This is a genomic window from Streptomonospora wellingtoniae, assembly GCF_031845375.1.
GTDB classification, from domain to species: domain Bacteria; phylum Actinomycetota; class Actinomycetes; order Streptosporangiales; family Streptosporangiaceae; genus Streptomonospora; species Streptomonospora wellingtoniae.
In genome coordinates this window covers 14,764-35,633 of the sequence record NZ_JAVREK010000024.1, presented here as the reverse complement: position 1 = coordinate 35,633, position 20,870 = coordinate 14,764, and the positions used below count along the sequence as shown (strand labels likewise).

14 protein-coding genes are annotated in these 20,870 nt (G+C 71.8%); 6 read left to right on the top strand and 8 right to left on the bottom strand.

The features are described from left to right. The first annotated feature begins 400 nt into the window (after positions 1 to 400). Positions 401 to 1,648, top strand: coding sequence for a glycosyltransferase (locus RM446_RS19755; protein WP_311546857.1), 1,248 nt, complete (start codon positions 401 to 403; stop codon positions 1,646 to 1,648). 35 nt (positions 1,649 to 1,683) lie between these two features. After that, a complete protein-coding gene (locus RM446_RS19750; RefSeq protein ID WP_311546856.1) occupies positions 1,684 to 2,700 on the top strand; it encodes a sensor histidine kinase in 1,017 nt (338 codons plus the stop codon). A 160-nt stretch (positions 2,701 to 2,860) separates the two neighbouring features. Here the strand turns inward: RM446_RS19750 and RM446_RS19745 are convergent, their stop codons facing one another. Both RM446_RS19745 and RM446_RS19740 read right to left on the bottom strand, forming a co-directional pair. Then, entirely contained in the window at positions 2,861 to 3,211 is a 351-nt protein-coding gene (locus tag RM446_RS19745; RefSeq protein WP_311546855.1) for an STAS domain-containing protein, read from the bottom strand. Positions 3,212 to 3,534: 323 nt separating this feature from the next. Continuing rightward, positions 3,535 to 4,287 carry a GAF and ANTAR domain-containing protein gene (locus RM446_RS19740; RefSeq protein WP_311546854.1) on the bottom strand — a complete coding sequence of 251 codons (753 nt, stop codon included), beginning with the start codon at positions 4,285 to 4,287 and terminating at the stop codon, positions 3,535 to 3,537. 192 nt (positions 4,288 to 4,479) lie between these two features. On the opposite strand from RM446_RS19740, the gene RM446_RS19735 reads away from it, so the two are divergent. After that, positions 4,480 to 5,643, top strand: coding sequence for a GAF domain-containing protein (locus RM446_RS19735; protein WP_311546853.1), 1,164 nt, complete (start codon positions 4,480 to 4,482; stop codon positions 5,641 to 5,643). 90 nt (positions 5,644 to 5,733) lie between these two features. Here RM446_RS19735 and RM446_RS19730 read toward each other — a convergent pair whose 3' ends face one another. After that, positions 5,734 to 6,747 (bottom strand): NADP-dependent oxidoreductase, encoded by a 1,014-nt coding sequence (locus RM446_RS19730; RefSeq protein ID WP_311546852.1) that lies wholly within the window; start codon positions 6,745 to 6,747, stop codon positions 5,734 to 5,736. A 160-nt stretch (positions 6,748 to 6,907) separates the two neighbouring features. On the opposite strand from RM446_RS19730, the gene RM446_RS19725 reads away from it, so the two are divergent. Next, the gene (locus RM446_RS19725) at positions 6,908 to 7,942 is read left to right on the top strand and encodes an aldo/keto reductase (protein ID WP_311546851.1); all 1,035 of its coding nucleotides are present in this window, start codon (positions 6,908 to 6,910) and stop codon (positions 7,940 to 7,942) included. A 408-nt stretch (positions 7,943 to 8,350) separates the two neighbouring features. Continuing rightward, entirely contained in the window at positions 8,351 to 9,961 is a 1,611-nt protein-coding gene (locus RM446_RS19720; protein WP_311546850.1) for a CocE/NonD family hydrolase, read from the top strand. A 107-nt stretch (positions 9,962 to 10,068) separates the two neighbouring features. Here the strand turns inward: RM446_RS19720 and RM446_RS19715 are convergent, their stop codons facing one another. From RM446_RS19715 to RM446_RS19705, 3 genes are all read right to left on the bottom strand, one after another. Beyond that, positions 10,069 to 10,812, bottom strand: a complete 744-nt coding sequence (locus tag RM446_RS19715) for a hypothetical protein (protein WP_311546849.1) — start codon at positions 10,810 to 10,812, stop codon at positions 10,069 to 10,071. A 367-nt stretch (positions 10,813 to 11,179) separates the two neighbouring features. Continuing rightward, positions 11,180 to 11,818: a response regulator gene (locus tag RM446_RS19710; protein ID WP_311546848.1), complete on the bottom strand. Its 639-nt coding sequence runs from the start codon at positions 11,816 to 11,818 to the stop codon at positions 11,180 to 11,182. 17 nt (positions 11,819 to 11,835) lie between these two features. After that, on the bottom strand, positions 11,836 to 16,149 hold the full coding sequence (locus tag RM446_RS19705; protein WP_311546847.1) for a HAMP domain-containing protein: 4,314 nt from the start codon (positions 16,147 to 16,149) through the stop codon (positions 11,836 to 11,838). 404 nt (positions 16,150 to 16,553) lie between these two features. Here RM446_RS19705 and RM446_RS19700 point away from each other — a divergent pair, with 404 nt between their 5' ends. After that, on the top strand, positions 16,554 to 18,746 hold the full coding sequence (locus RM446_RS19700) for a SpoIIE family protein phosphatase (RefSeq protein WP_311546923.1): 2,193 nt from the start codon (positions 16,554 to 16,556) through the stop codon (positions 18,744 to 18,746). Between the two features lie 73 nt (positions 18,747 to 18,819). Here the strand turns inward: RM446_RS19700 and RM446_RS19695 are convergent, their stop codons facing one another. Both RM446_RS19695 and RM446_RS19690 read right to left on the bottom strand, forming a co-directional pair. After that, entirely contained in the window at positions 18,820 to 19,425 is a 606-nt protein-coding gene (locus RM446_RS19695) for a response regulator transcription factor (RefSeq protein ID WP_311546846.1), read from the bottom strand. Next, positions 19,422 to 20,759 (bottom strand): sensor histidine kinase, encoded by a 1,338-nt coding sequence (locus RM446_RS19690; RefSeq protein WP_311546845.1) that lies wholly within the window; start codon positions 20,757 to 20,759, stop codon positions 19,422 to 19,424. Before RM446_RS19690 ends, RM446_RS19695 begins: the two co-directional genes overlap by 4 nt. Positions 20,760 to 20,870 lie beyond the last annotated feature (111 nt).

Below are 20,870 nucleotides of genomic sequence, written 5' to 3'. Positions count from 1 at the left end.
GCTCGCCGCGGCGCTTTCCAATCGCGCCTGCGTTCCCAGCGAGCGCTTTTCGTCTTCCGCGAACGCTCGAAGGTGTGATCTCCATGCGTCTGCCCGGTTGCCGCCGTCATCCGGCCCCTCCTACCCATTCCCGCCCGTCGCCCGCCGCCTCCGCCCCGCGTGGAGACGCCGCGCACCGCTGCGGCCGCCGTCCTTCGCTCGCCGGCTCGAGCCGCGGCGCCGCCGGTCCCCCCTCCGCCGCCCTGCGCGCGGACGCGCCGCTGCGGAGCCCCGGCGAGTCCGTCCCGCCGGCACCGCGGCTTCGCGCGCCCGCCGACGCCGCGACGTGCGCTGCAACGCCATCCTGCGGCCCTGTTCCTGCATTCGCACCGGGTCGTCGTCCCGCCGTGAGGAGTCACACGTGAAGATCGCCATGGTCGCCGAGCACGCCAACCCGCTTCCCGCGCACAAGGGCGAACCCGCCTGCGGCGACAGCGTTCAGATCGCCGCGCTCTCCCGCCAGCTGGCGAAGGCCGGGCACCGCGTGACCGTCTACGCGCGCCGGCACGCCCCCGACCTGCCCGAGCGCTCGCGCATGGGCCGCGGCGTCGCCGTCGAGCACCTCGCGGCCGGACCTCAGCGCCGCCTTGAGGAGGACTCCGCCGCCGAGCACACCGGCACCTTCGCCCGGGAGCTGGGCGAGCGGATCGCCGAGGACCGCCCCGACGTGCTGCACGCCTTCGGCTGGACCAGCGGACTCGCCGCGGTCTCGGCCGCTCGGGCCGCCGGCGGCGACGGCGGCGGCCCGCCTCTCGTGCAGACCTTCCACGCGCTCAACGCCGCGGAGCAGCGCGCCGGCCTGCCCGAGCGGGCCGACCGCGCCCGGATCGAGGCCGCGGTCGCCGGGCACGCCGACCACGTGCTGGTCGCCTCCGCCGATCAGCGCTTCGAACTCGCGCGCATGGGCCTGCCGCGCGACCGGGTCAGCGTCGTGCCCTCCGGCGTGGACACCGACCACTTCAGCTCCGAGGGCGGGACCTCGGCCGACACCTGGAGCCCGCGCAAGAACGCCCGCCTGCGCATGGTCTCGGTGACCGACCTGGCGGCCGGGGGCGCTGAGGTGCTGATCTCCACACTGCGCCGGCTTCCCGACGCCGAGTTGACGATCGTCGCCGGACCCGCGCAGGTCGAGCTTCCGCTGAACGACGACGCGCGTCGGCTGGAGCTGCTCGCCAAGGAAGCGGGGGTGGACGACAGACTCAGCCTCACCGGCCCCCTGGACCGCAAGGAGCTGCCCCGGCTGCTGCGCTCCGCCGACGTCTACGTCTCCGGCGCCGCCTACGAACCCTGCGGCGGCGCAGTGCTGGAGGCGATGGCCTGCGGGCTCCCGGTGGTGGCCCGCGGAGCCGGGATCGTCAACGAGGCCGTGCTGCACGGCACGACCGGCACGCTGCTGCGCCACGCCCGGCCCGACGCGCTGGCACGCGCGGTGCGCTCGCTGACCGCCGAGCCCACCATGGCGACCGCCTACGGCATCGCCGGCTGCGACCGAGCGGCCTCGCGGTTCACCTGGGATCGGGTCGCAGCCGAGACCGAGCGCGTCTACCAGCGGGCCTGCCCCGCGGCGGAGGGCGAGCTGCCCTACGCCGCGGGTGATGGTGCACACTAGTGGCGATCGGGCGCCGGCTCTGCGGCCGGTGCCCGATGCGGACCGGACGGGGCGGCGGCTGCGGCTGGGAGGGCTGCCGGGGTGAGACCATGACGTCGCACGCTGAGACGGCCGGAACCCATGCGGACCGGACCGGGGACTTTCAGCACCGCGGTGTGTTCTTCTCTTCCGCGGAGGACCTGCGCTGGCGCGTGCTGCCCAGGCTGCGCGCGGCGCTGGACAGCGGGGACCGCGCAGTGCTGGGTGTCGCGGAGTCCACCCGGGCCGCGCTGCTGGCGGGTCTGCCACCCGCCGACGCCGCCGCGCTGGAGTGCGTGGAGCGCGACGAGCTCTACGCCGCGCCCGGCCGCACACTGGCGACCCTGTACGGGCGCGCCCGCACCGAGCATCCCCGCCCGGTACTCGTCGTGGGCGAGCCTCCGCTTCCGGTGGACGACCCGATGCGGCTGCGGGAGTGGCACCGGCTGGACTCGGTGCTGGTTCGCGCGCTGGCCGGGACCCGGCTGCGGCTGCTGTGCCTGCATGAGAGCCGCGCCCTACCCGCCCGCGTGCGGCGCGACGTGCGGCGCACCCACCCCGTGCTGGTCGCCCAGGGCGACGAGCACGGCAGCCCCGACTACGTCGAGCCGGACGAGTTCAGCGCCCCCGACATCGCGCGCCTGCTGCCCGCGCCCGACGGCGAGCGGCGCAGCCTGGAGATCGCCCCCGACCTCGCCTCGCTCCGCACGGCGGTCAGCGAGCTCGCCGAGAAGGCCGAGGTGCCGCCCGCGCGGCTGGGGGACCTGGTCCTCGGGGTCAACGAACTCGCAGCCAACGCCGTGGAGCACGGAGGCGGCGGCGGGACCGTCACGCTGTGGCGCAGCCCCGGCTGGGCCGTGTGCGACGTCGCCGACCGCGGTCCCGGCCTGCGCGACCCGCTGTCCGGCTACGACCCGGCCGACCCGCGCAGCCCGCGGGGATACGGCCTGTGGATCACCCGGCAGGTCTGCGACTTCATGGAGGTCACCGCCGGCGCCGACGGCACGCTGGTCAGGCTCCACTTCCGCCTCTGACGCCGCGGGCGGTGCCGGGCCAGAGGGCTCGCGGCCGATTCCGGGGTGCCGCGGCCCCCGACCCGCCCCGGCCCGTCGATCTTGTAGCCATCGTCACTGGCAATCGTTTCCTTCACGATGGCTACAAGATCGACGGTGTTCGGTGCCCGACGGAGTCCGATCAGGCGAGGACGGTCTCCACCGCGTGGCCGGTGTCCTCTTCGATGCGCAGGACCTGATCGATCCCGGCAATCACGAACAGCCGCAGAACGCTGCGCTGCGGGGCCGCGACCGCCAGGCCGACGCCATGGTCGCGGGCCTGGCGGTAGGCGGAGACGAGGACGCCGATGCAGCGGGAGTCGCAGAAGCCCACGCGCGAGAGGTCGATCACGATCCCGCGCCACCGGGGCTCGGCCGTCAGCAGTTCGTCGAGCACGTCGGCGAGGCCGGGCGAGGTCACGGCGTCGAGCTCGCCCTCGGGGGCGATCACGACGACGTCGCCCTCCGCCCGGACCGGGATGTCCGTCACCACAGTCGCGTTCCTCGATTCCCGCTGGAGGCGCTGCGCGCCGCGGACCGTCTCTCCCCGCACCGCCCTCGACCGGCGGCGCCGGGCGCCGCCTTCGCGGCCGTTCCCCCTGCAACGACGGGAGGCGGGCCCGCGGTTCCCCGGGCCGCTTCCGGCGAGCCGGGGCGTTCGGCGTGCGCTCAACACTAGCCGCATGACAGCGGTCGACACAGACCGAGTCGCACAGCGTCATAACACTGATACCCGCCGGTCCCCGCACGTCCCCCCGTTCGCGGCCGGTCCGTGACACGCGGCCCCGGCCCGCCCGAGACCGGCGCGGAGCGGGTCTACCGCCCGGTGTTCTCGGCGTGCTCGGCCACCAGGCTGCGTGCGACGTCGGCGACCTTCATCCGATTGCGCTGGGCCACCCGGCGCAGCTCGGCGAACGCCTCGTCGGCGTCGCAGCCCCGAGCGTGCATGATGATGCCCTTCGCCTGGTCGATGACCGCGCGCACCGACATGGCGCGGCGCATGTGGGCGGCCTCCCGCGCAACGTCGGTGTAGCGGCCGGCGCTGTGCAGCGCGACGGCCGCGTGCTCGGCGAGCAGTGCCATCAGCGGAGTGACCGCGGCCTCGTCGAACGCGTCGGCCCGGCCGGCGTGCACGCCGAAGGTCACCACTTCGCCCTCCAGCTCGCAGGGGAAGGTCACCGAGGACCGGTCGCCGCACTGCACGGCCATGCTGGTGTAGGAGGGCCAGCGCTCCTCGCGCAGCACGTCGCCCACGGCCACCGGGCGCATCTCCCGCACGGCCTCGACCGTGGGCCCCTCGTCGGTGGTGTACTGGTGCTCGAAGGCCGTGGCCAGGTCGGAGTGGGAGGCGCCGTAGTCGACGACGACGTGCCTGCCGGCGACCCGCTCCGACTCGTCCGAGCGGTCGTCGCCCGGCGCGATGTCGTGCCAGATGACGACGATCGCCGCGGAGCAGCCGGGGACCTCGCGCGCGGCCGCCGCGCTCATCCGGTCCAGCGCGCGCTCCGGTGTGGCGGTCTCCGCCTGGCCCAGCGCACCGATCTCGCGCGCGAGGCGGTCGACCCACATGGACACCGTCCCCCTTTCCGGTCCGATGCCCCGCCGCGGCCGGGTGCGGCCGGGTGCAGCCGGGAAGGGCATTCGGGGCGGACCGTGACTCCACGGTAACCGTGATCTCACCGGGACCGTTCCATGCGCTAGCGTCATGCTGTGGGCCGGGCACGCCCGGCAGCCCGCCAGTCCCACGTCAGGAGTGCCAGCGTGCCGGAGAACCTCGCCGACCTGCAGCGCGAGATCGCCGAGCTGAGCGGTCGCGTGGCGGCGCTGCGCAGCACGCACGCGATGTATCCCGACGACTCCGCCGACACCGCCGAGGCCGCCTTGGCCGAGCTCGGCTTCGCCGAGCAGCTCCTCCAGGACTGCGGTCGGCGCCTGGCCGCGGCCGAGTCGGCGGCACCGCGACGTTCCAACGGCGACGACGAGCGGTCGGTGCTGCGCGCCGTGTTCAGCCAGCTGAGCGTGCCCGTGGTGCTGCTCGACCACGAGGGCTACATCCGGCGGATCAACGCCATCGGCGCCGACCGCCTGGGCAGCTCCCCCGGCTACCTCTCCGGCAAGCCGTTCGCCAACTTCGTGGACCTGCGCCGCCGGGCCGCGATGCGCTCTCGGCTTGCCGCGGTCCTGCGCAGCGGGGAGTCGGCGTCCTTCGAGTCGCGGCTGGCCCAGCGCGGGTGGGCCGAGGACGTGCACATGACGCTCACCCGGCTGGACGTACCCACCGAGGCGGCTCCGCTGGTGCTGGTGGCGCTGTCGCCGCCGCTGGAAAGCGGCGAGGACGAGGGCCCCGCGCCGTTGGAGCCCGAGGTGGAGGACCAGGTCGTCGTGCTGGCCGCCCGCCGGCTCGACGTGCTGACCCGGATGACGCGCCTGCTGTTGGCCAGCGCGGGTCCCGGCGGAGCGGGACGCCCGCTGGCGCTGGACGACGCGGCCGCGCTGCTCGCGGACTCCTACGCCGACTGGGTCGTGGTCGACGTGTGCGACCTGCCCGACAGCGCCGAGCAGGCGCGCCGCGCGGTCGTCGCCGGCCCGTCCGGCGAGGACGCGCAGCGGCGGATGGTGGAGTCGCTCGACCCGCTGCGCTCGGAGATCCCGCGCGAGGTGCTCAAGAACGGCGAGTCGGTGCTCAACCAGCTCATCGACGACGAGGCGGCGCTGGGCGAGGCCGCGGGCGGTGCGCCGGTGCTCAGCGCCCTGAGCGCGGGTTCGCTGATGTGCGTGCCGCTCAAGGGAAGCCGCGGCGTGCGCGGCGCCCTCACCCTCATCCGCCGTAGCAACCGCGGCAGCTTCCGCCTGGCCGACCTGGGCCTGATCGAAGAGATCGGCGAGCACATCGGGCTGGCGCTGCCGCCCCGCACCGCGGAGTGAGGGCCGCCCGCCCATCAGCGCCGATCTTGTAGCCATCGTGAAGGAAAACGATTGCCAGTGACGATGGCTACAAGATCACCGGGGTTCGGCTCACAACCGGACGATCATCTTGCCGACGTTGCCCCCGCGCATCATGTCGAGGAATGCGCCGGGCGCGTTCTCGATGCCGTCGACGACGGTCTCGTCGGCGCGGATCGAACCGTCGGCCAGCCACCGGCCGACGTCGTCCAGGAACGCGGGCATCCGGTCGGTGTGGTCCATGACGATGAAGCCCTGCATCCGGACGCGGCGGGAGACGGCCTGGAACATGTCGCGCGGGCCGGGCGCGGGCTCGGTCGCGTTGTACTGGGAGATCATCCCGCACAGCGCGATCCGCCCGTGGTTGCGCATGGAATGCAGGGCGGCCTCCAGGTGCTCTCCGCCGACATTGTCGAAGTAGACGTCGATCCCCTCGGGGGCCGACGCGGCCAGCAGGTCTGCGACCGGACCGTCGTGGTAGTCGAACGCGGCGTCGAACCCGAGGTCGTCGCGCACGTAGTCGACTTTGCTCCTGCTGCCGGCGCTGCCGACGACCCGGCCGGCTCCCCGGAGCCGGGCCATCTGGCCTGCGACGCTGCCGACCGCTCCGGCGGCTCCCGAGATGAAGACGGTGTCGCCGGGCCGCATCTCGGCGATGTCGAAGAGGCCCACCCACGCGGTCAGGCCAGTGGTCCCCGCGACGCCCAGGTACGCGGTCTCGGAGGGCACCCGGCCGGGGTCGACCGTCCGCGCCTCGGCCTCGCCCAGAGCGGCGTACTCGCGCCATCCCTTGTTGTGCAGCACGAGGTCGCCTTCGGCGAACATCTCCGACCTGGAGACCACGACCTCGCCGAGAGCGCCGCCCTCCATCGGTGCGTCCAGCCGGAACGGAGGGATGTAGGACTCGGCGTCGCGCATGCGGCCGCGCATGTAGGGGTCGACCGAGATGTAGCGGTTGCGCACCAGGATCCCGCCGGGCGCCGGTTCGGCGACCGGCTCCTCGACGACGCGGAAGTCCCGCGGCTCCGGCTCGCCCTGCGGGCGCGAGACGAGATGGACGGAGCGCGCCGTCTGCGGTGTGGTCACGTTGCCTCCTCGTTGTTCCCCTGCGTCCGCTTGCTGCGGATCGGGTAGGGAGAACGCCCGCGGTCCGCAGGTGCTTCCCGCTCCTGGCGTAGGTTGGCGGTCGGCGGAGCTCCGGCCCCGCCGACCGCTGTGCTGAAGACGTCACGAAAGGTCGCCGACCATGGACTATGCAGCATTGGGCCGCACCGGCGTCAAGGTCAGCCCGCTCACCCTGGGGGCCATGAACTTCGGTTCCTGGGCGAACACCGACCACGACGACGGCGTGCGGATCATCCATCGGGCGCTCGACGCCGGGATCAACGTAATCGACACCGCCGACGTCTACTCCGCCGGAGAGTCGGAGAAGGTGGTCGGCAAGGCGCTCGCGGGGCGCCGCGACGACGTCGTCCTCGCCACGAAGGCCCACGGCCCCATGGGCGAGGGCCCCAACATGCGGGGCAACTCGCGCCGGTGGCTCGTCCGCGAGGTGGAGAACAGCCTTCGCAGGCTCGACACCGACCACATCGACCTGTACCAGATCCACCGGCCCGACCCCGACTGCGACATCGACGAGACGCTGGGCGCGCTCACCGACCTGGTGCGCGCGGGCAAGATCCGCTACGCAGGATGCTCGACGTTCCCGGCGCACCGGATCGTGGAGTCGCATTGGGTGGCGGAGCGCCGCGGCCGGGAGCGGTTCGTCACCGAGCAGCCGCCCTACTCGATCCTCGCCCGCGGCATCGAGGCCGACGTGCTTCCCGTCGCACGCGAGTACGGCATGGGTGTGCTGCCCTGGAGCCCGCTCGCGGGCGGGTGGCTCTCCGGCAAGTACCGCAAGGGCGTCGAGGTCGACAGTCCGCGGATGAACCGGATGCCGGAACGCTACGACCCGGCGAAGCCGCAGAACGCGGCCAAGCTGGAGGCCGTCGAGCAGCTGGTGGGCCTGTCCGAGGACAGCGGACTGACGCTGATCGAGCTGGCCTTGGCCTTCGTGCTGGAGCACCCGGCCGTCAGCTCGGCGATCATCGGCCCGCGGACCATGGAGCAGCTGGAGTCGCAGCTGAGCGCCGCCGAGGTGCGGCTGCCGGCCGAGGTCCTGGACCGTATCGACGAGATCGTCCCGCCGGGGGCCAACCTCAACCGGGCCGACGCGGGCTGGTCCCCGCCGGAGCTCCAGGCGTCCGCACGCCGCAGCCACACCTCGACGATCTTGTAGCTATCGTGAAGGAAAACGATTTCCAGTGACGATAGCTACAAGCTGTGTGGGGCCTCCCTAGCGGTCGGCCGTACCGGAGGAACAAAACGAGGGTGAACCGGGCCGCTCCAGACCCACTCCAGGGAATGTCACGGAACGATAACGGGATTTCGTGGACGTCTCGCGATGGAGTTCGTTTGCCCAGGTCAGAGGCACCAGCTCCGCTGTTTTGGGAATAGATCAACGGTGATGTGCGGCCGCGGCCCTTTACACGGCGGATGCGACGGTTTAATTTTACTGTCTAGTAACTTACCGCTGAGTAGTCGCGCGGCTGCGGGAGGCGTGCCCGCCGCCGCGCACTCCGACACCCGCCCAGCAATCCCCCGCCCCTCCCGGCCCACGCGGCCGGACGTCGCGTCCGAGGTCAGCATGCACGCACCCCGCACACTGTTGGCGACCGCGCTCGCCTCGATACTCCTCGTGTCCAACCTGACACTGCCCGCGTCGGCCGACAGCACCGGTACCGGTGCCGAGGTCGCCTACCGCACCATCCCCGGCCACGGCGGGATCGACCTGAAGGCCATGGTCATCACCCCCACCGGCTACGAGGGCCCTCGGCCGCTGCTGGTCATGCCCGCGGCGTGGTCCACCAGCAACCTGCTCTACGTCGGAGCCGCCGAGCGCCTGGCCTACGAGTCGGGCTACCAGGTGGTCAGCTACACCTCCCGCGGCTTCTGGGACTCCGGCGGCGAGGTCGAGGTCGCCGGGCCCGAGGACGTCGCCGACGCGAGCATGGTCATCGACTGGGCCCTGCGCGAGACGGACGCCGACCCCGAGCGGATCGGCATGGCCGGCATCTCCTACGGCGCCGGGATCAGCCTGCTCACAGCCGCCGCCGACGACCGCGTCCGCGCCGTGGGCGCGATGAGCGGGTGGACCGACCTCGCCGAATCCCTCTACACCAACGAGACCATCAGCTATCAGGCCGTCGAACTGCTGCTCACCTCCGCGCACCTGACCGGGCGGCCCGGCGACGCGCTCCTGGAGATGGAGTCGGAGTACCGCAAGGGCAACGTCGGGCCCGTGCTGGAACTGTCCCCGGAGCGCTCGGCGATGGCCAAGCTCGACGCCCTCAACGCCAGCGGGCCCGCCATCATGATCGGCCACGCCTGGAACGACGGCATATTCCCGGCGAGCCAGCTCACCGACTTCTACAAGGCCTACACCGGCCCCAAGCGGCTGATGCTCTCCCCAGGCGACCATGCCACCTCCGAGGCCTTCGGCGCATTCGGCCTGCCCAACGAGACCTGGAGATCGCTGACGCGCTGGTTCGACCACCATCTGCGCGGCGCGGCCAACGGCGTCGGCAGCGAGGACCCGGTGCGCGTCAAACCCAACAGCGGCGGCGACTGGGCGTCCTACCCCGACTGGACGTCGGTGAGCGAGCACGAGACGGCGCTGCACCTGGGCGAGCCCAAGCGGTCCTGGACCGACTGGCAGCGCACCGGCGGCCTCATCGAGGACGAGCCGCGCACCGGCTGGGAGTACCAGGTGCGGGCCGGGATCGGAACCACCGCCGAGAGCGGGACGCTCCTACTCAGCGGCGCGCTCCAGCAGTTCGCCGACATCCCCACCGGCGTCGCGCTGCCGCTGGTGGACCGGCGCCGCGCGGGGGTGTGGACCGGCGAACCCCACCCCGGCGGCACGCGGATCAGCGGCGCACCCCGCGTCCGGCTGACCGTGACGCCCACCGACACCGAGCAGTCGCTCTACGCCTACCTCTACGACATCGACCGGCACGGCATCGGGTCGCTGGTGACCCACAAGCCCTATACGCTGCGCGACGTCGAACCGGGGCAGCCTGCGAGCGTGGACCTGCGCATGGAACCGGTGGTGTGGGACGTGCCCGCGGGGCACCGGCTGGCGCTGGTCGTCGACACGCGCGACGCCCGCTACACCGGCGAGTCCGCGCTCGGCGAGCGCGTCGCCTTCGGCTCGCCCGCAGGCGACCCCTCCACGCTGACGGTGCCGACCGCCTGAGGGCGGCGCACGGCCCGCGACGGCGAGAAGCGGGGGTGGCGCACCGGCGGACTCCCCTCGGCACCCCCGCTCGTGCGCCGGGCGGACGGGCGCCGCGGCGGCCGGTCTCAGGAGCGGCGCATGAAGAAGAACATCAAGCCGAAGAACGAGATGCCGACGATCACCAGCAGGCCGCCGGCGACGGCGCCGCCGACCAGCAGGCCCTGCGGCGGGCCGTCGTCCGCGGCGACGGGCTCCTCGGAGGAGTCGCCGCCCGCGCCCTCGTCGGCGGGGGTCTCGGTGGCGAGCGGCTCGCCGGTCACGTTGACCGTCGCGAGCGCGTCGGTGGTGCTGTCCGGCGAGCAGACCGTGGTGGAAGGGCCCTGGCTCTGCTCGACGTCGATGGTGATGTCGCCGGGCGACACGGTGACCTCGCCCGGTGCGGACGGGGTGAACGTGCCGAACAGCGCGGACTCGTCGAAGGTCTCCTCGTTGTTGCCGCCGAACCCGCCGGAGGACTCGGTGGAGGCGCTGGCGGTCGGGGTCGGCGCGGCCTCGCCGCCCAGTTCGACGTCGACGGTCAGGGTTCCCGAGGTGATCTCGCCGCCGTCGGTGTAGGAGTAGTAGTTGTAGTCGTTGGGCTCCATCTGGAACTCGATCTCCTGGCCGACTTCGGCCTCGGCCGGAGCGCCCACGTAGAGTTCGATGTTCATCGTCTCCGACAGGTCGTCGACCTGGTCCTCACACGTGTAGCTGTAGGTGGCCGACGACCCCTCCAGGCTGTCCGCCCAGGCGGGCGTCGTGCCGAGCGAGCCGAAACCCAGGCAGGCGGCGGCCAGCCCGAAGGCAGTGCGGGTCATCGTACGGGACACGGTTGTCGCTCCTATGAGTCCGAGGGAAGAGGCAACTGGATGCCGCGCCGCATCACATGTGGCGACTCGATCAGGGGGAGGCCGAGCAGATCCTGGCAGTGGCGGCGGAGTATGCGGATTGTGGCGAAGGGGCCGGGGGGCGAACCGCCGCGGGACCACCGCGGACGCCGCGGCACGAGTAGGCATCGTAGGCGAAGCGTTCGTCCCGAAACGGGACGATTCACCCTTTGTTACACACACGAGACCGCAGGTCCACGGGGCTTCCGGGGCGGCCGCACCGCTGCTGCGCCCGGCCTTCCTTCACTCTGACGCCGCCCGGCCCGTCCCGGTTCCGACCGTTCGGGGAAACCGGCGGGCCGATCGTCGCCTACTCCGTCCCGCGGATGGCGTCCACCAGGGTGGTGAGCTGGGCCACCGACCGGTCGAGGTCGCGCACCGCCTCGACCGTGTTCGGGTCGGTCTCGTGGTCGTCGGTGACGATCCGCTCGCGCAGCGACTCCAGGTTGGTGTTGATGTCGGCGACGCGACGGGACAGCTGGTCGGACACCGGCACAGCGGACTCCCCCGACGCCGCGGCCAGCTCCCGCTGGAGCATCTGCGACTGCGTGCGCAGCCGCTGCTTCATCTGGTGCAGCTCGACGAACACCTCGACCTTGGAGCGCAGCACCCACGGGTCGAACGGCTTGGTGAGGTAGTCGATCGCCCGGGACGCGTAGCCCCGGAAGACCCGGTGCCGGTCGATGCCGGCACCGGTAAGGAAGATGATCGGGACGTCCTTGGTCTTCTCGCGCTGCTTGATGTGCGAGGCGGTCTCGAAGCCGTCCATACCCGGCATCACGACGTCCAGCAGGATCACCGCGAACTCTTCCTCGAGCAGCGCCTTCAGTGCCGCCTCGCCCGAGTTCGCGCGCACCAGGTTCTGGTCCAGCGAGGTGAGGATGGCCTCCAGCGCGGTGAGGTTCTCGTCGCGGTCGTCGACGAGGAGGATGTTGGCCTTCTGCGGCACGTCTGCTGCTCCTGCTCCTAGTCCGTGCTGTCCGGGCTGTCGTCGCCGTCGGGGGCCTCCGGACCCTCGCCGTCCTCGGCGCCGCCGTCCAACCACGTGCGGATGACGTTCAAGAGGTGGTCGATGTTGACCGGCTTGGTCACGTAGTCCGAGGCGCCGGCCTCCAGACTGCGTTCGCGGTCGCCCTGCATCGCCTTCGCCGTCAGCGAGATGATCGGCAGGTCGGCGAACTGCGGCATCTCCCGGATGGCCCGGGTCGTGGCGTTGCCGTCGAGCTCGGGCATCATGATGTCCATCAGCACCAGCTCGACGTTCTCGTTGGCCTCCAGCTTCTCGATGCCCGAGTGGCCGTTGTCGGAGAAGTGCACTCGGAGCCCGTGGGCCTCCAGCGCGCTGGTCAGCGCGAACACGTTGCGGATGTCGTCGTCGACGATGAGCACCTCGCGCCCGGCCAGCACCGCGTCGCGGGCGGGGTCCTCCGATGCGCCGGTCTCGGCCGACCCGCCCTCCTGGGCGCCTTCGACCTGCTCGGCCAGGGCGGGCACCGGAGCGGGCTCGGCCGCCTCATCGGGCTGCTCGGCCTCCTCGTCGGGGCCGGTGGGCTCGACGGTCTCCAACGGCCCCAGCTCGGCCGGGGTGTCGGGCACCCGCACGTCGACCTCGGTCAGCGGCTCGATGTCGGAGCGGGAGCCGGTGACCTCGGGCGGGGACTCCAGCGACGCGTCCAGCCTCTGGGCCGTGCCCTCGGGCACTCGCACCGGCAGCAGCAGGGTGAACGTACTGCCCTCGCCGTGCACGCTCTGCACCCGGATCTCGCCGCCGAGCAGCCGCGCGAAGTTCTGGCTGATGGAGAGCCCCAGCCCGGTCCCGCCGAAGCGGCGGCTGGTACCGCCGTCGCCCTGGTGGAACGCCTCGAAGATCACCTGGAGCTTGTCGTCGGGGATGCCTATGCCGGTGTCGGCCACCGAGAACGCGATGATCTCGTCGTTCTCGCCGAACATGTCCAGGTCGGCGTCCTCCAGCGCCCAGGCCGGCTCGATGAGCAACCGGACCTCGCCGGAGCTGGTGAACTTCATCGCGTTGGACAGCAGGTTGCGCAGGATCTGCTGGAGCCGCTGCTCGTCGGTCCACAGGTAGCTCGGGATGTCCGGCGACACCTCGACGCCGAAGGCCAGGCCGCGCTCGGCGGTCATCGGCCGGAACGACGCCTCGACGTAGTCGACCAGCTGGCTGATCGACACGTCCGAGGGCTGGACCTCGGCACGGCCGGCCTCGACCTTGGCCAGGTCCAGGATCTCGTCGATGAGCTGGAGCAGGTCGTTGCCCGCCTTGTGGATGGTCTGAGCGAACTCCACCTGCTTGGAGGTCAGGTTCTGCTCACTGTTGTCGGCCAGCAGCCGCGCGAGGATGAGCAGGCTGTTCAGCGGGGTCCGCAGCTCGTGCGACATGTTCGCCAGGAACTCGGACTTGTACTTGGAGGAGATCTGCAGCTGATGGGCGCGGTCCTCCAGGGAGCGCCGCGCACGCTCGATCTGGCGGTTCTGCAGCTCGATCGCCCGGTTCTGGCTGGCGAGCTGCCCTGCCTTGCTGTGCAGCTCGGCGTTCTTGCGGCGCAGCTCCTCCTGCTGGCGCTGCAGCTCGTTGGAGCGCTCCTGCAGCGCGTTGGTGAGCTGCCGGGACTGCAGCAGCAGGTATTCGGTCTTGGAGTTGGCCAGGATGGTGTTGACCGTGGTGCCCAGCTGGGCCATGAGCTGGCGCAGGAAGTCCAGGTGGACCTCGCGGAAGTGCCCGTAGGAGCCCAGCTCGACCACGCCCAGGACGCGGTCCTCGGAGATGATCGGGAAGATCGCGATGGTCAGCGGCGCGGCCTCGCCCAGGCCGGAGCCGACCTTGACGTAGTCCGGCGGCACGTTCTGGATGATCATCTCGCGCTTCTGCGAGATGACCTCGCCGATCAGGCCCGTGCCGGAGCGCACGCGGCGGCGGTCCTCGTCGGGCTGGTAGCCGAAGCCGCCGAAGAGCAGGAAGACCTCCTCGTCGTCCTTCTCCTCCGGCAGGTAGCAGGCGCCGTGCTGGGCCTCGACGAGCGGCGTGACCTCGGTCATGATCAGCCGCGCGAGCTCGTTGAGGTCGCGGTGGCCCTGGATGCGGCCGGAGATGCGCGCGAGATTGCTCTTGAGCCAGTCCTCGTCGCGCTGGGAAGCGGTGGTCTCGCGCAGATTGCTCACCATCAGGTTGATGTTGTCCTTGAGCTTCTGCATCTCGCCGCGGGCGTCGACCTGGATGTTCTGGGTGAGGTCGCCGCGGGTGACCGCACTGGCGACCTCGCCGATCGCGCGCACCTGCGTGGTCAGGTTGCCGGCCAGCTCGTTGACGCTGTCGGTCAGCTGCTTCCAGGTGCCCGACACGCCGTCGACCTTGGCCTGGCCGCCCAACTGCCCCTCACTGCCGACCTCGTGGGCCACGCGCGTGACCTCGGTGGCGAACGCCGAGAGCTGGTCGACCATGATGTTCACGGTGTCCTTCAGCTCCAGGATCTCCCCCTGGGCGTCGACCGTGATCTTCTTACTCAGGTCGCCCTTGGCCACCGCCGAGGTGACCTGGGAGATGTTGCGCACCTGTGTGGTCAGGTTCTGCGACATGGAGTTGACGTTCTCGGTCAGGGCGTTCCAGATGCCCGAGACGCCCCTGACGTCGGCGCGGCCGCCCAGCTTGCCCTCGGTGCCCACCTCGCGCGCCATACGGGTGACCTCGTCGGCGAACGCCGAGAGCTGGTCGACCATGACGTTGATGGTGTCCTTCAGCTCCAGGATCTCGCCCTTGGCGTTGACGGTGACCTTCTTGGTCAGGTCGCCGCGGGCGACCGCCTGGGTGACGATGGAGATCTGGCGCACCTGGTGGGTCAGGTTGTTGGCCATGGAGTTGACGTTGTCGGTCAGGTCCTTCCAGACCCCCGACACACCGCGCACGTGCGCCTGGCCGCCGAGCGTCCCCTCGGTGCCCACCTCGCGGGCCATGCGGGTGACCTCGTTGGCGAAGGACTCCAGCTGGTCGACCATCGTGTTGACCGTGTCCTTGAGGTCGAGCATCTCGCCCTGCGCGTCGACCGTGATCTTCTTGGACAGGTCGCCCTTGGCCACGGCCGTGGTCACCTGCGAGATGTTGCGCACCTGGTAGGTGAGGCTGTTGGCCATGGAGTTGACGTTGTCGGTCAGGTCCTTCCAGATGCCCGAGACGCCCTTGACGTTCGCGCGGCCGCCCAGCTTGCCCTCGGTACCGACCTCGCGGGCCACCCGCGTGACCTCGTCGGCGAACGAGTCCAGCTGGTCGACCATCGTGTTGACCGTGTCCTTGAGCTGGAGCATCTCGCCCTGGACGTCGACCGTCACCTTGCGGCTCAGGTCGCCGCGCGCGACGGCCGTGGTCACCTGCGAGATGTCGCGCACCTGGTTGGTCAGGTTGTCGGCCATCGAGTTGACGTTGTCGGTCAGGTCCTTCCAGATACCCGACCCGCCCTTGACGTTCGCGCGGCCGCCCAGCTTGCCCTCGGTACCGACCTCGCGGGCCACCCGCGTGACCTCGTCGGCGAACGAGTCCAGCTGGTCCACCATGCCGTTCACGGTGTCCTTCAGCTGGAGCATCTCGCCCTGGACGTCGACCGTCACCTTGCGGCTCAGGTCGCCCTCGGCCACCGCGGTGGTCACCTCGGAGATGTTGCGCACCTGTGCGGTCAGCCGCGAGGCCATCTGGTTGACGGACTCGGTGACGTCGCGCCAGGCTCCGGAGACGCCCTCGACCTGGGCGCTGCCGCCCAGCTTGCCCTCGGTGCCCACCTCGCGGGCCACCCGCGTGACCTCGTTGGTGAAACCGTTCATCTGGTCGGCCATGCGGTTGACCGAGGTGGCCAGGCGCAGGAGGTCGCCGTGCAGCGAGCCGTGGCGGCTGGTGAGGTCGACGCGCTGGGACAGATCGCCGCCGGCGACCGCGTCGAGGATCTGGGCAACGGAGGTCACCGGCTCGCTGACCTCGTCGAGCAGCTGGTTCAGCGACCGGACGCTCTTGCCCCAGGCGCCGCGGGCGGGGCTGACGGCGATACGCTCGTTCAGGCGGCCCTCGGTGCTGACGACGCCGCCCACGCGCTGGAGCTCGCTGCTGAGCTGTTCGCAGTGGTCCAGTACTTGGTTGAATACAGAGGCGATCTCACCGGACCGGCCCTCGCCGCGCGAGTCCAGTCGTACACTGAAATCGCCGTCTCGCATGCTGTAGAGCGCGCGGAGCAGCTCGTCGAGCTGCGCGTCGTGCTTGTCCGGCGCCCGTGTGGCCTCGGGCATGGATCCCCTCCTCAAACTGCTCACTACGGGCATCTCGGGCCCGTCGGGGGCCGGGGCCGCCTGGTCGGCACGTGATCCCACCTGGCAGGATCGACGTCCGTGGTCATCGACGCACCGTACCGTGATGGTCGACAGCCGTACCAGACGCCAGTCGAGATGGACCGCGATGCTCCAGGTTATGCGGCTTGACCGCGCACTAGACGAACGTTGCTGAAATCATGTCTTGGTTGCTTTACCCACTGTGCCCGCTTCCGGGGGGCGATGCGGTCACGGCGGGACGTCGCCGCTCGAAGGGAAGATCGTAGAAATGGTGGCCGGTACCGCTCCGCTCAGCTCGGAACCGAATTTCTCCCGCAACCGCGAAACCGTACGGCTATACGATGCCACATGACACGGGTGAGCCGATGAAAGTCGCCCGCCGGGAGTTCTCACCCACCCCCGCCACCGCGGCCGAGGCGCGCGACTTCGTGCGCGACACTCTCACCGAATGGAATGCCGGCCAGGCCGTCGACGACGTCGTCCTGCTCGTCAGCGAGCTGGTGACCAACGCGGTCGTGCACGCCGAGAGCGTCCTCGAGCTGGTCGTGCGCCGCCTGCAGGGCGCCGTCGAGGTGGTCGTGGCCGACCGCGTCCCCGAGCGCGCCGTGCCGCAGGCGGGCCCCCTCACCGTGGACACCGCCCCCGCCGCCGACCCCGGCCGCAGCGGCGGGCTGGGGCTGGCTCTGGCCTCGGCGATCGCGACCAGCTGGGGCGTCAGCTACAGCAAGGACGACAAGGCCGTCTGGTTCCGCATCCAGGACGAGGCGGCCGAAGGCGAGGCCGGACAGGACGAGGCCCCCGGCGCGGCGCTCGGACCGCCGGCTCCGGTGCGCCAACCGCGGCGCCGCCCCTCGCGGCCCAACCCGTGGGCCGCGCTCGACGCCGCCCTGTCGGCGCGGCTGCCGCTGCCGGACCTGCTCGAGCGCACCGTGGAGTACTCCCGGTCCGCGCTGGGTGGCGACGCCGCCTACATCGCGCTGGCCACGACCGACGAGACCGAGTGGGACCTGCGCGCGGCCACCGGGCTGACCGACGAGCCCTGGCGCCCCTTCCGCAGCCGCACCGAGGAGACGTTCCCCTCCGTGGCGCCCGCGCCGGGCGCCATCATCAACGACGACCTGATGATCGCGCGCGCCCACCGCGGCAAGCTGGCCCAGGCCGGCATGCGCTCGCTGGTGACCGCGCCGCTGATCGTCGACGGCCGCATCACCGGCCTGATCGGCGTGGCTTCGCGGCGGATCCGGCACTTCGGCGACACCGCCGCCAAGCGGCTCCAGGACGGCGCCGACCGCATCGCCCTGCCCATCGAGCGCGCCCGTCTGGCCGAGGTGGAGCTCGCCCGGCGCGCCAGCCTGAGCTTCTTGGCGGAGGCCAGCGACCTGCTCACCGGCACGCTCAACGAGCACATGACGGCCGCTCTGGCCTGCCAGCTCGTGGCCTCGCGGCTGGGCAGCTGGTGCGCGGTGCACTCCACCAGCGAGCTGGGCACCACGCGGCTGACGCACACCATGCACCGCAACGAGAACTACAACGACGTGCTGCGGACGCTGCTGACCGAGCTGCCGCCGCCCGTCCAGCGCGAACCGCGCCCTTTGTGGAGCCGCGAGATGCTCTCGGCGGCCGGGCTGGTCGACGAGCTGCTGCTGGAGCTGGCCGAGGGACCGGCCATAAGCGTTCCGCTGGTGGCGCACGGCCAGACGCTGGGCCGGATGACGCTGGGCAAGGACGCCGACGCCGACTTCACCCGCGACGACGTGGACGTGGTCGACGACCTCGCCCGCCGCGTCTCCTCGGCGATGGAGAACGCGCGGCTGTATGCCGGCCAGACCTCGATGAGCGAGGCGCTGCAGCGCAGCCTGCTGCCCGCCAAGGAGAAGGAGCCGGCCATCCCCGGCGTCGACCACGCGGTGTTCTACCGCTCGGCCGACGAGCGCACGGTGGTCGGCGGCGACTTCTACGACGTGTTCGCGACCGACGGGCGGTGGTGCTTCGCGATCGGCGACGTGTGCGGCACCGGGCCCGCCGCGGCGGCGGTCACCGGCCTGGCCCGGCACACCCTGCGGGCCCTGGCCCGCGAGGGGTTCTCTCCCGCGCACATCATGGACCGGCTGAACAAGGCCATCCTGGACGAGAACACCAGCACGCGGTTCCTCACCATGCTCTACGGCGAGATGACACCGCTGGGCGCGCCGGGCCAGGGCATGCGGCTGCGCCTGGTCTCGGCGGGGCACCCGCTGCCGCTGCGCCTCAACCAGAAGGGCGAGGTCGACGCCGTCGGTGCGTCGCAGCCGCTGCTGGGGGCGTTCGAGGACGTGGACTTCTACACCGAGACCATGGAGATCCACTCGGGCGAGGTGCTACTGGCGGTCACCGACGGCGTGACCGAGCGCCGCAACGGCCCCGACATGCTCGGCGACGAAGGGCTCAAACGGATCTTCACCAACTGCTCGGGGCTGACGGCCCAGGCGGTGATCGTGCGGATCGACCGCGACTTGGAGGAGTTCGCCCCGGGCGGGCACACGGACGACACGGCGATGCTGGTCCTGCGGTTCCTGTAGCGCCTGTCCCGGGCGGCCCCGCGGCCGCCGGCGGATGGCGGCCGCCACGGGGTGCCGACGGGGCGCGGACCCGTCAGAGCCAGCCCATCTCCTGGGCCGTTCGGATGGCGGCCATGCGGTTGGCGGCGCCGGTCTTGGCGATGGCGCTGGACAGGTAGTTGCGCACGGTGCCCTCGCTCAAGTGCAGCGTACGGGCGATCTCGCCGACCGCCCTGCCCTCGGCGGCCGAGCTGAGCACCTCCCGCTCGCGGGCCGTCAGGGGGTTCTCGCCGGAGGCCATCGCGGCGGCGGCCAACTCGGTGTCGATGTAGCGGCCGCCCTCGTGCACCTTGCGGATCGCGCCGGCGAGCTGGTCGACGGGGGCGTCCTTGGCCAAGAACCCGCGCGCGCCGGCGGCCAGCGCGCGGCGCAGGTAGCCGGGGCGGCCGAAGCTGGTCAGCATCAGCACGCCGCATCCGGGCGCCGCCTCGCGCAGCTCGCCGGCGACCTCCAGCCCTCCGCTGCCGGGCATCTCGATGTCCAGCACGGCGATGTCGGCACCGGTGGCCGTCACGGCGCCGGCGACCTCGTCTCCGCGCCCGACCTGCGAGACCACCTCCAGGTCGGGTTCCAGACCGAGCAGCGCCGCGATCGCGCCGCGCACCAAGTGCTCGTCGTCGGCGAGTACGACTCGGATCACGCGGTCACGTCCTTCATCCCCGAATCCAGACCCGTCGGACGGCCGGGCGGCGCTGCGGCGTCGGCCCCGCCTCCGCGGGTGCCCGCCGGCAGCGGCAGCACGGCGCGCAGCAGGAAGCCCTCGCCCCTGGAGGCGGGGCCGGCGGTGAGCGCTCCCCCGGAGCTCGCGACCCGCTCGGCCAGCCCCGACAGGCCGTTGCCGAAGGGCGGGCCGTCGCGGCCGCCCGCTTGCGTACCGTCGTCGAACACCTCGGCGACCAGGGCGCCGCGGTCGCGGCGCAGAGTCACGGCGCAGCGCTTGGCGGAGCTGTGCCGCAGGACGTTCGTGGTGCCCTCGCGCACCACCCACGAGGCGAGGGAGCGCTGCTCCGCGGGGAGGTCGCTGTCGGCGCCGACGACGGTGCAGCGCACCCCCGCGGCGGCCAGGACCGCCCGGATGCCCTCGGCCTCGGCGGCCAGGTTGACGTCGCGGTAGCCGGACACGGCCGTGCGCACCTCGCGCAGTGCGTCGCGGGCGAGGTGCTGCACGGCGGTCATCTCGCGGCCGGCGGCCTGCGGGTCGGCCTCCACCAACCGGGCCGCCAGCTCGCTCTTCACGGCGAGCGCGGAGAGGCTGTGGCCGAGCAGGTCGTGCATGTCGCGGGCGAAGCGCAGCCGCTCCTCGGTCACCGCCAAGCGCGCCTGGGCGTGGCGTGCGGCGTGCGCCTCGGTGACCGCGTCCCACAGCACGATGATGGCGACATTGCTGAAGAGCATGACCAGGAACACGAACACGTGGAAGATCGCCAGCAGGACGGCGATCGTCACCAGGGCCGGCGCGTCCAAGCCCCACGCGAACGCCAGCACCGGGGTGACGCCCGCGGCCAGCATCAGCGCGGCGTAGCCGGTCTTGTTCCGGATCCGGCCGGTGACGGCGACGCTGGCGGCCCAGAACTGGGGGACGCTCAGGGTGGCGGGGTTGGGGCCCAGCAGTCCGACTGTGACCAGCAGCGCCAGGTAGGACAGCGCCACGTCGCGCCGCAGCGTGGCGCTGGGGCGGTCGATGCGGGTGCGGATGACCCGCATGGACAGGTAGGCCACCAGCACCGAGCACAGTACGCCGACCGCCGACAGCGCGAGGTCTGCGGGGAAGGGGCCCCGGCTGGCGAAGGTCCGGGTCACCTCGCCGCCCCCCATGAGGTTGCTCGCACCGATGACCGCGCTGAACACGCAGAAGAACGGGGTCGTCGTCGACAGCGAGAGCACGATGAGGCGCGCGCGGTCCAGCCTGCGGCCCGCCCGGCCGCCAGGGCCGCTCAGCGCCGCTTGCCCGCCGTCCGTGTCGGTCTCGGCCACCTGCGCTCCTTTCCGCCGGGCCCACCGCTGTGCCCGTCGCCGCTGCTCGCCGCGCCGATCAGCCTAGACGCACGGCGCACCCGGTGGGAGCGCCGACGCCGCGGCGGGGCC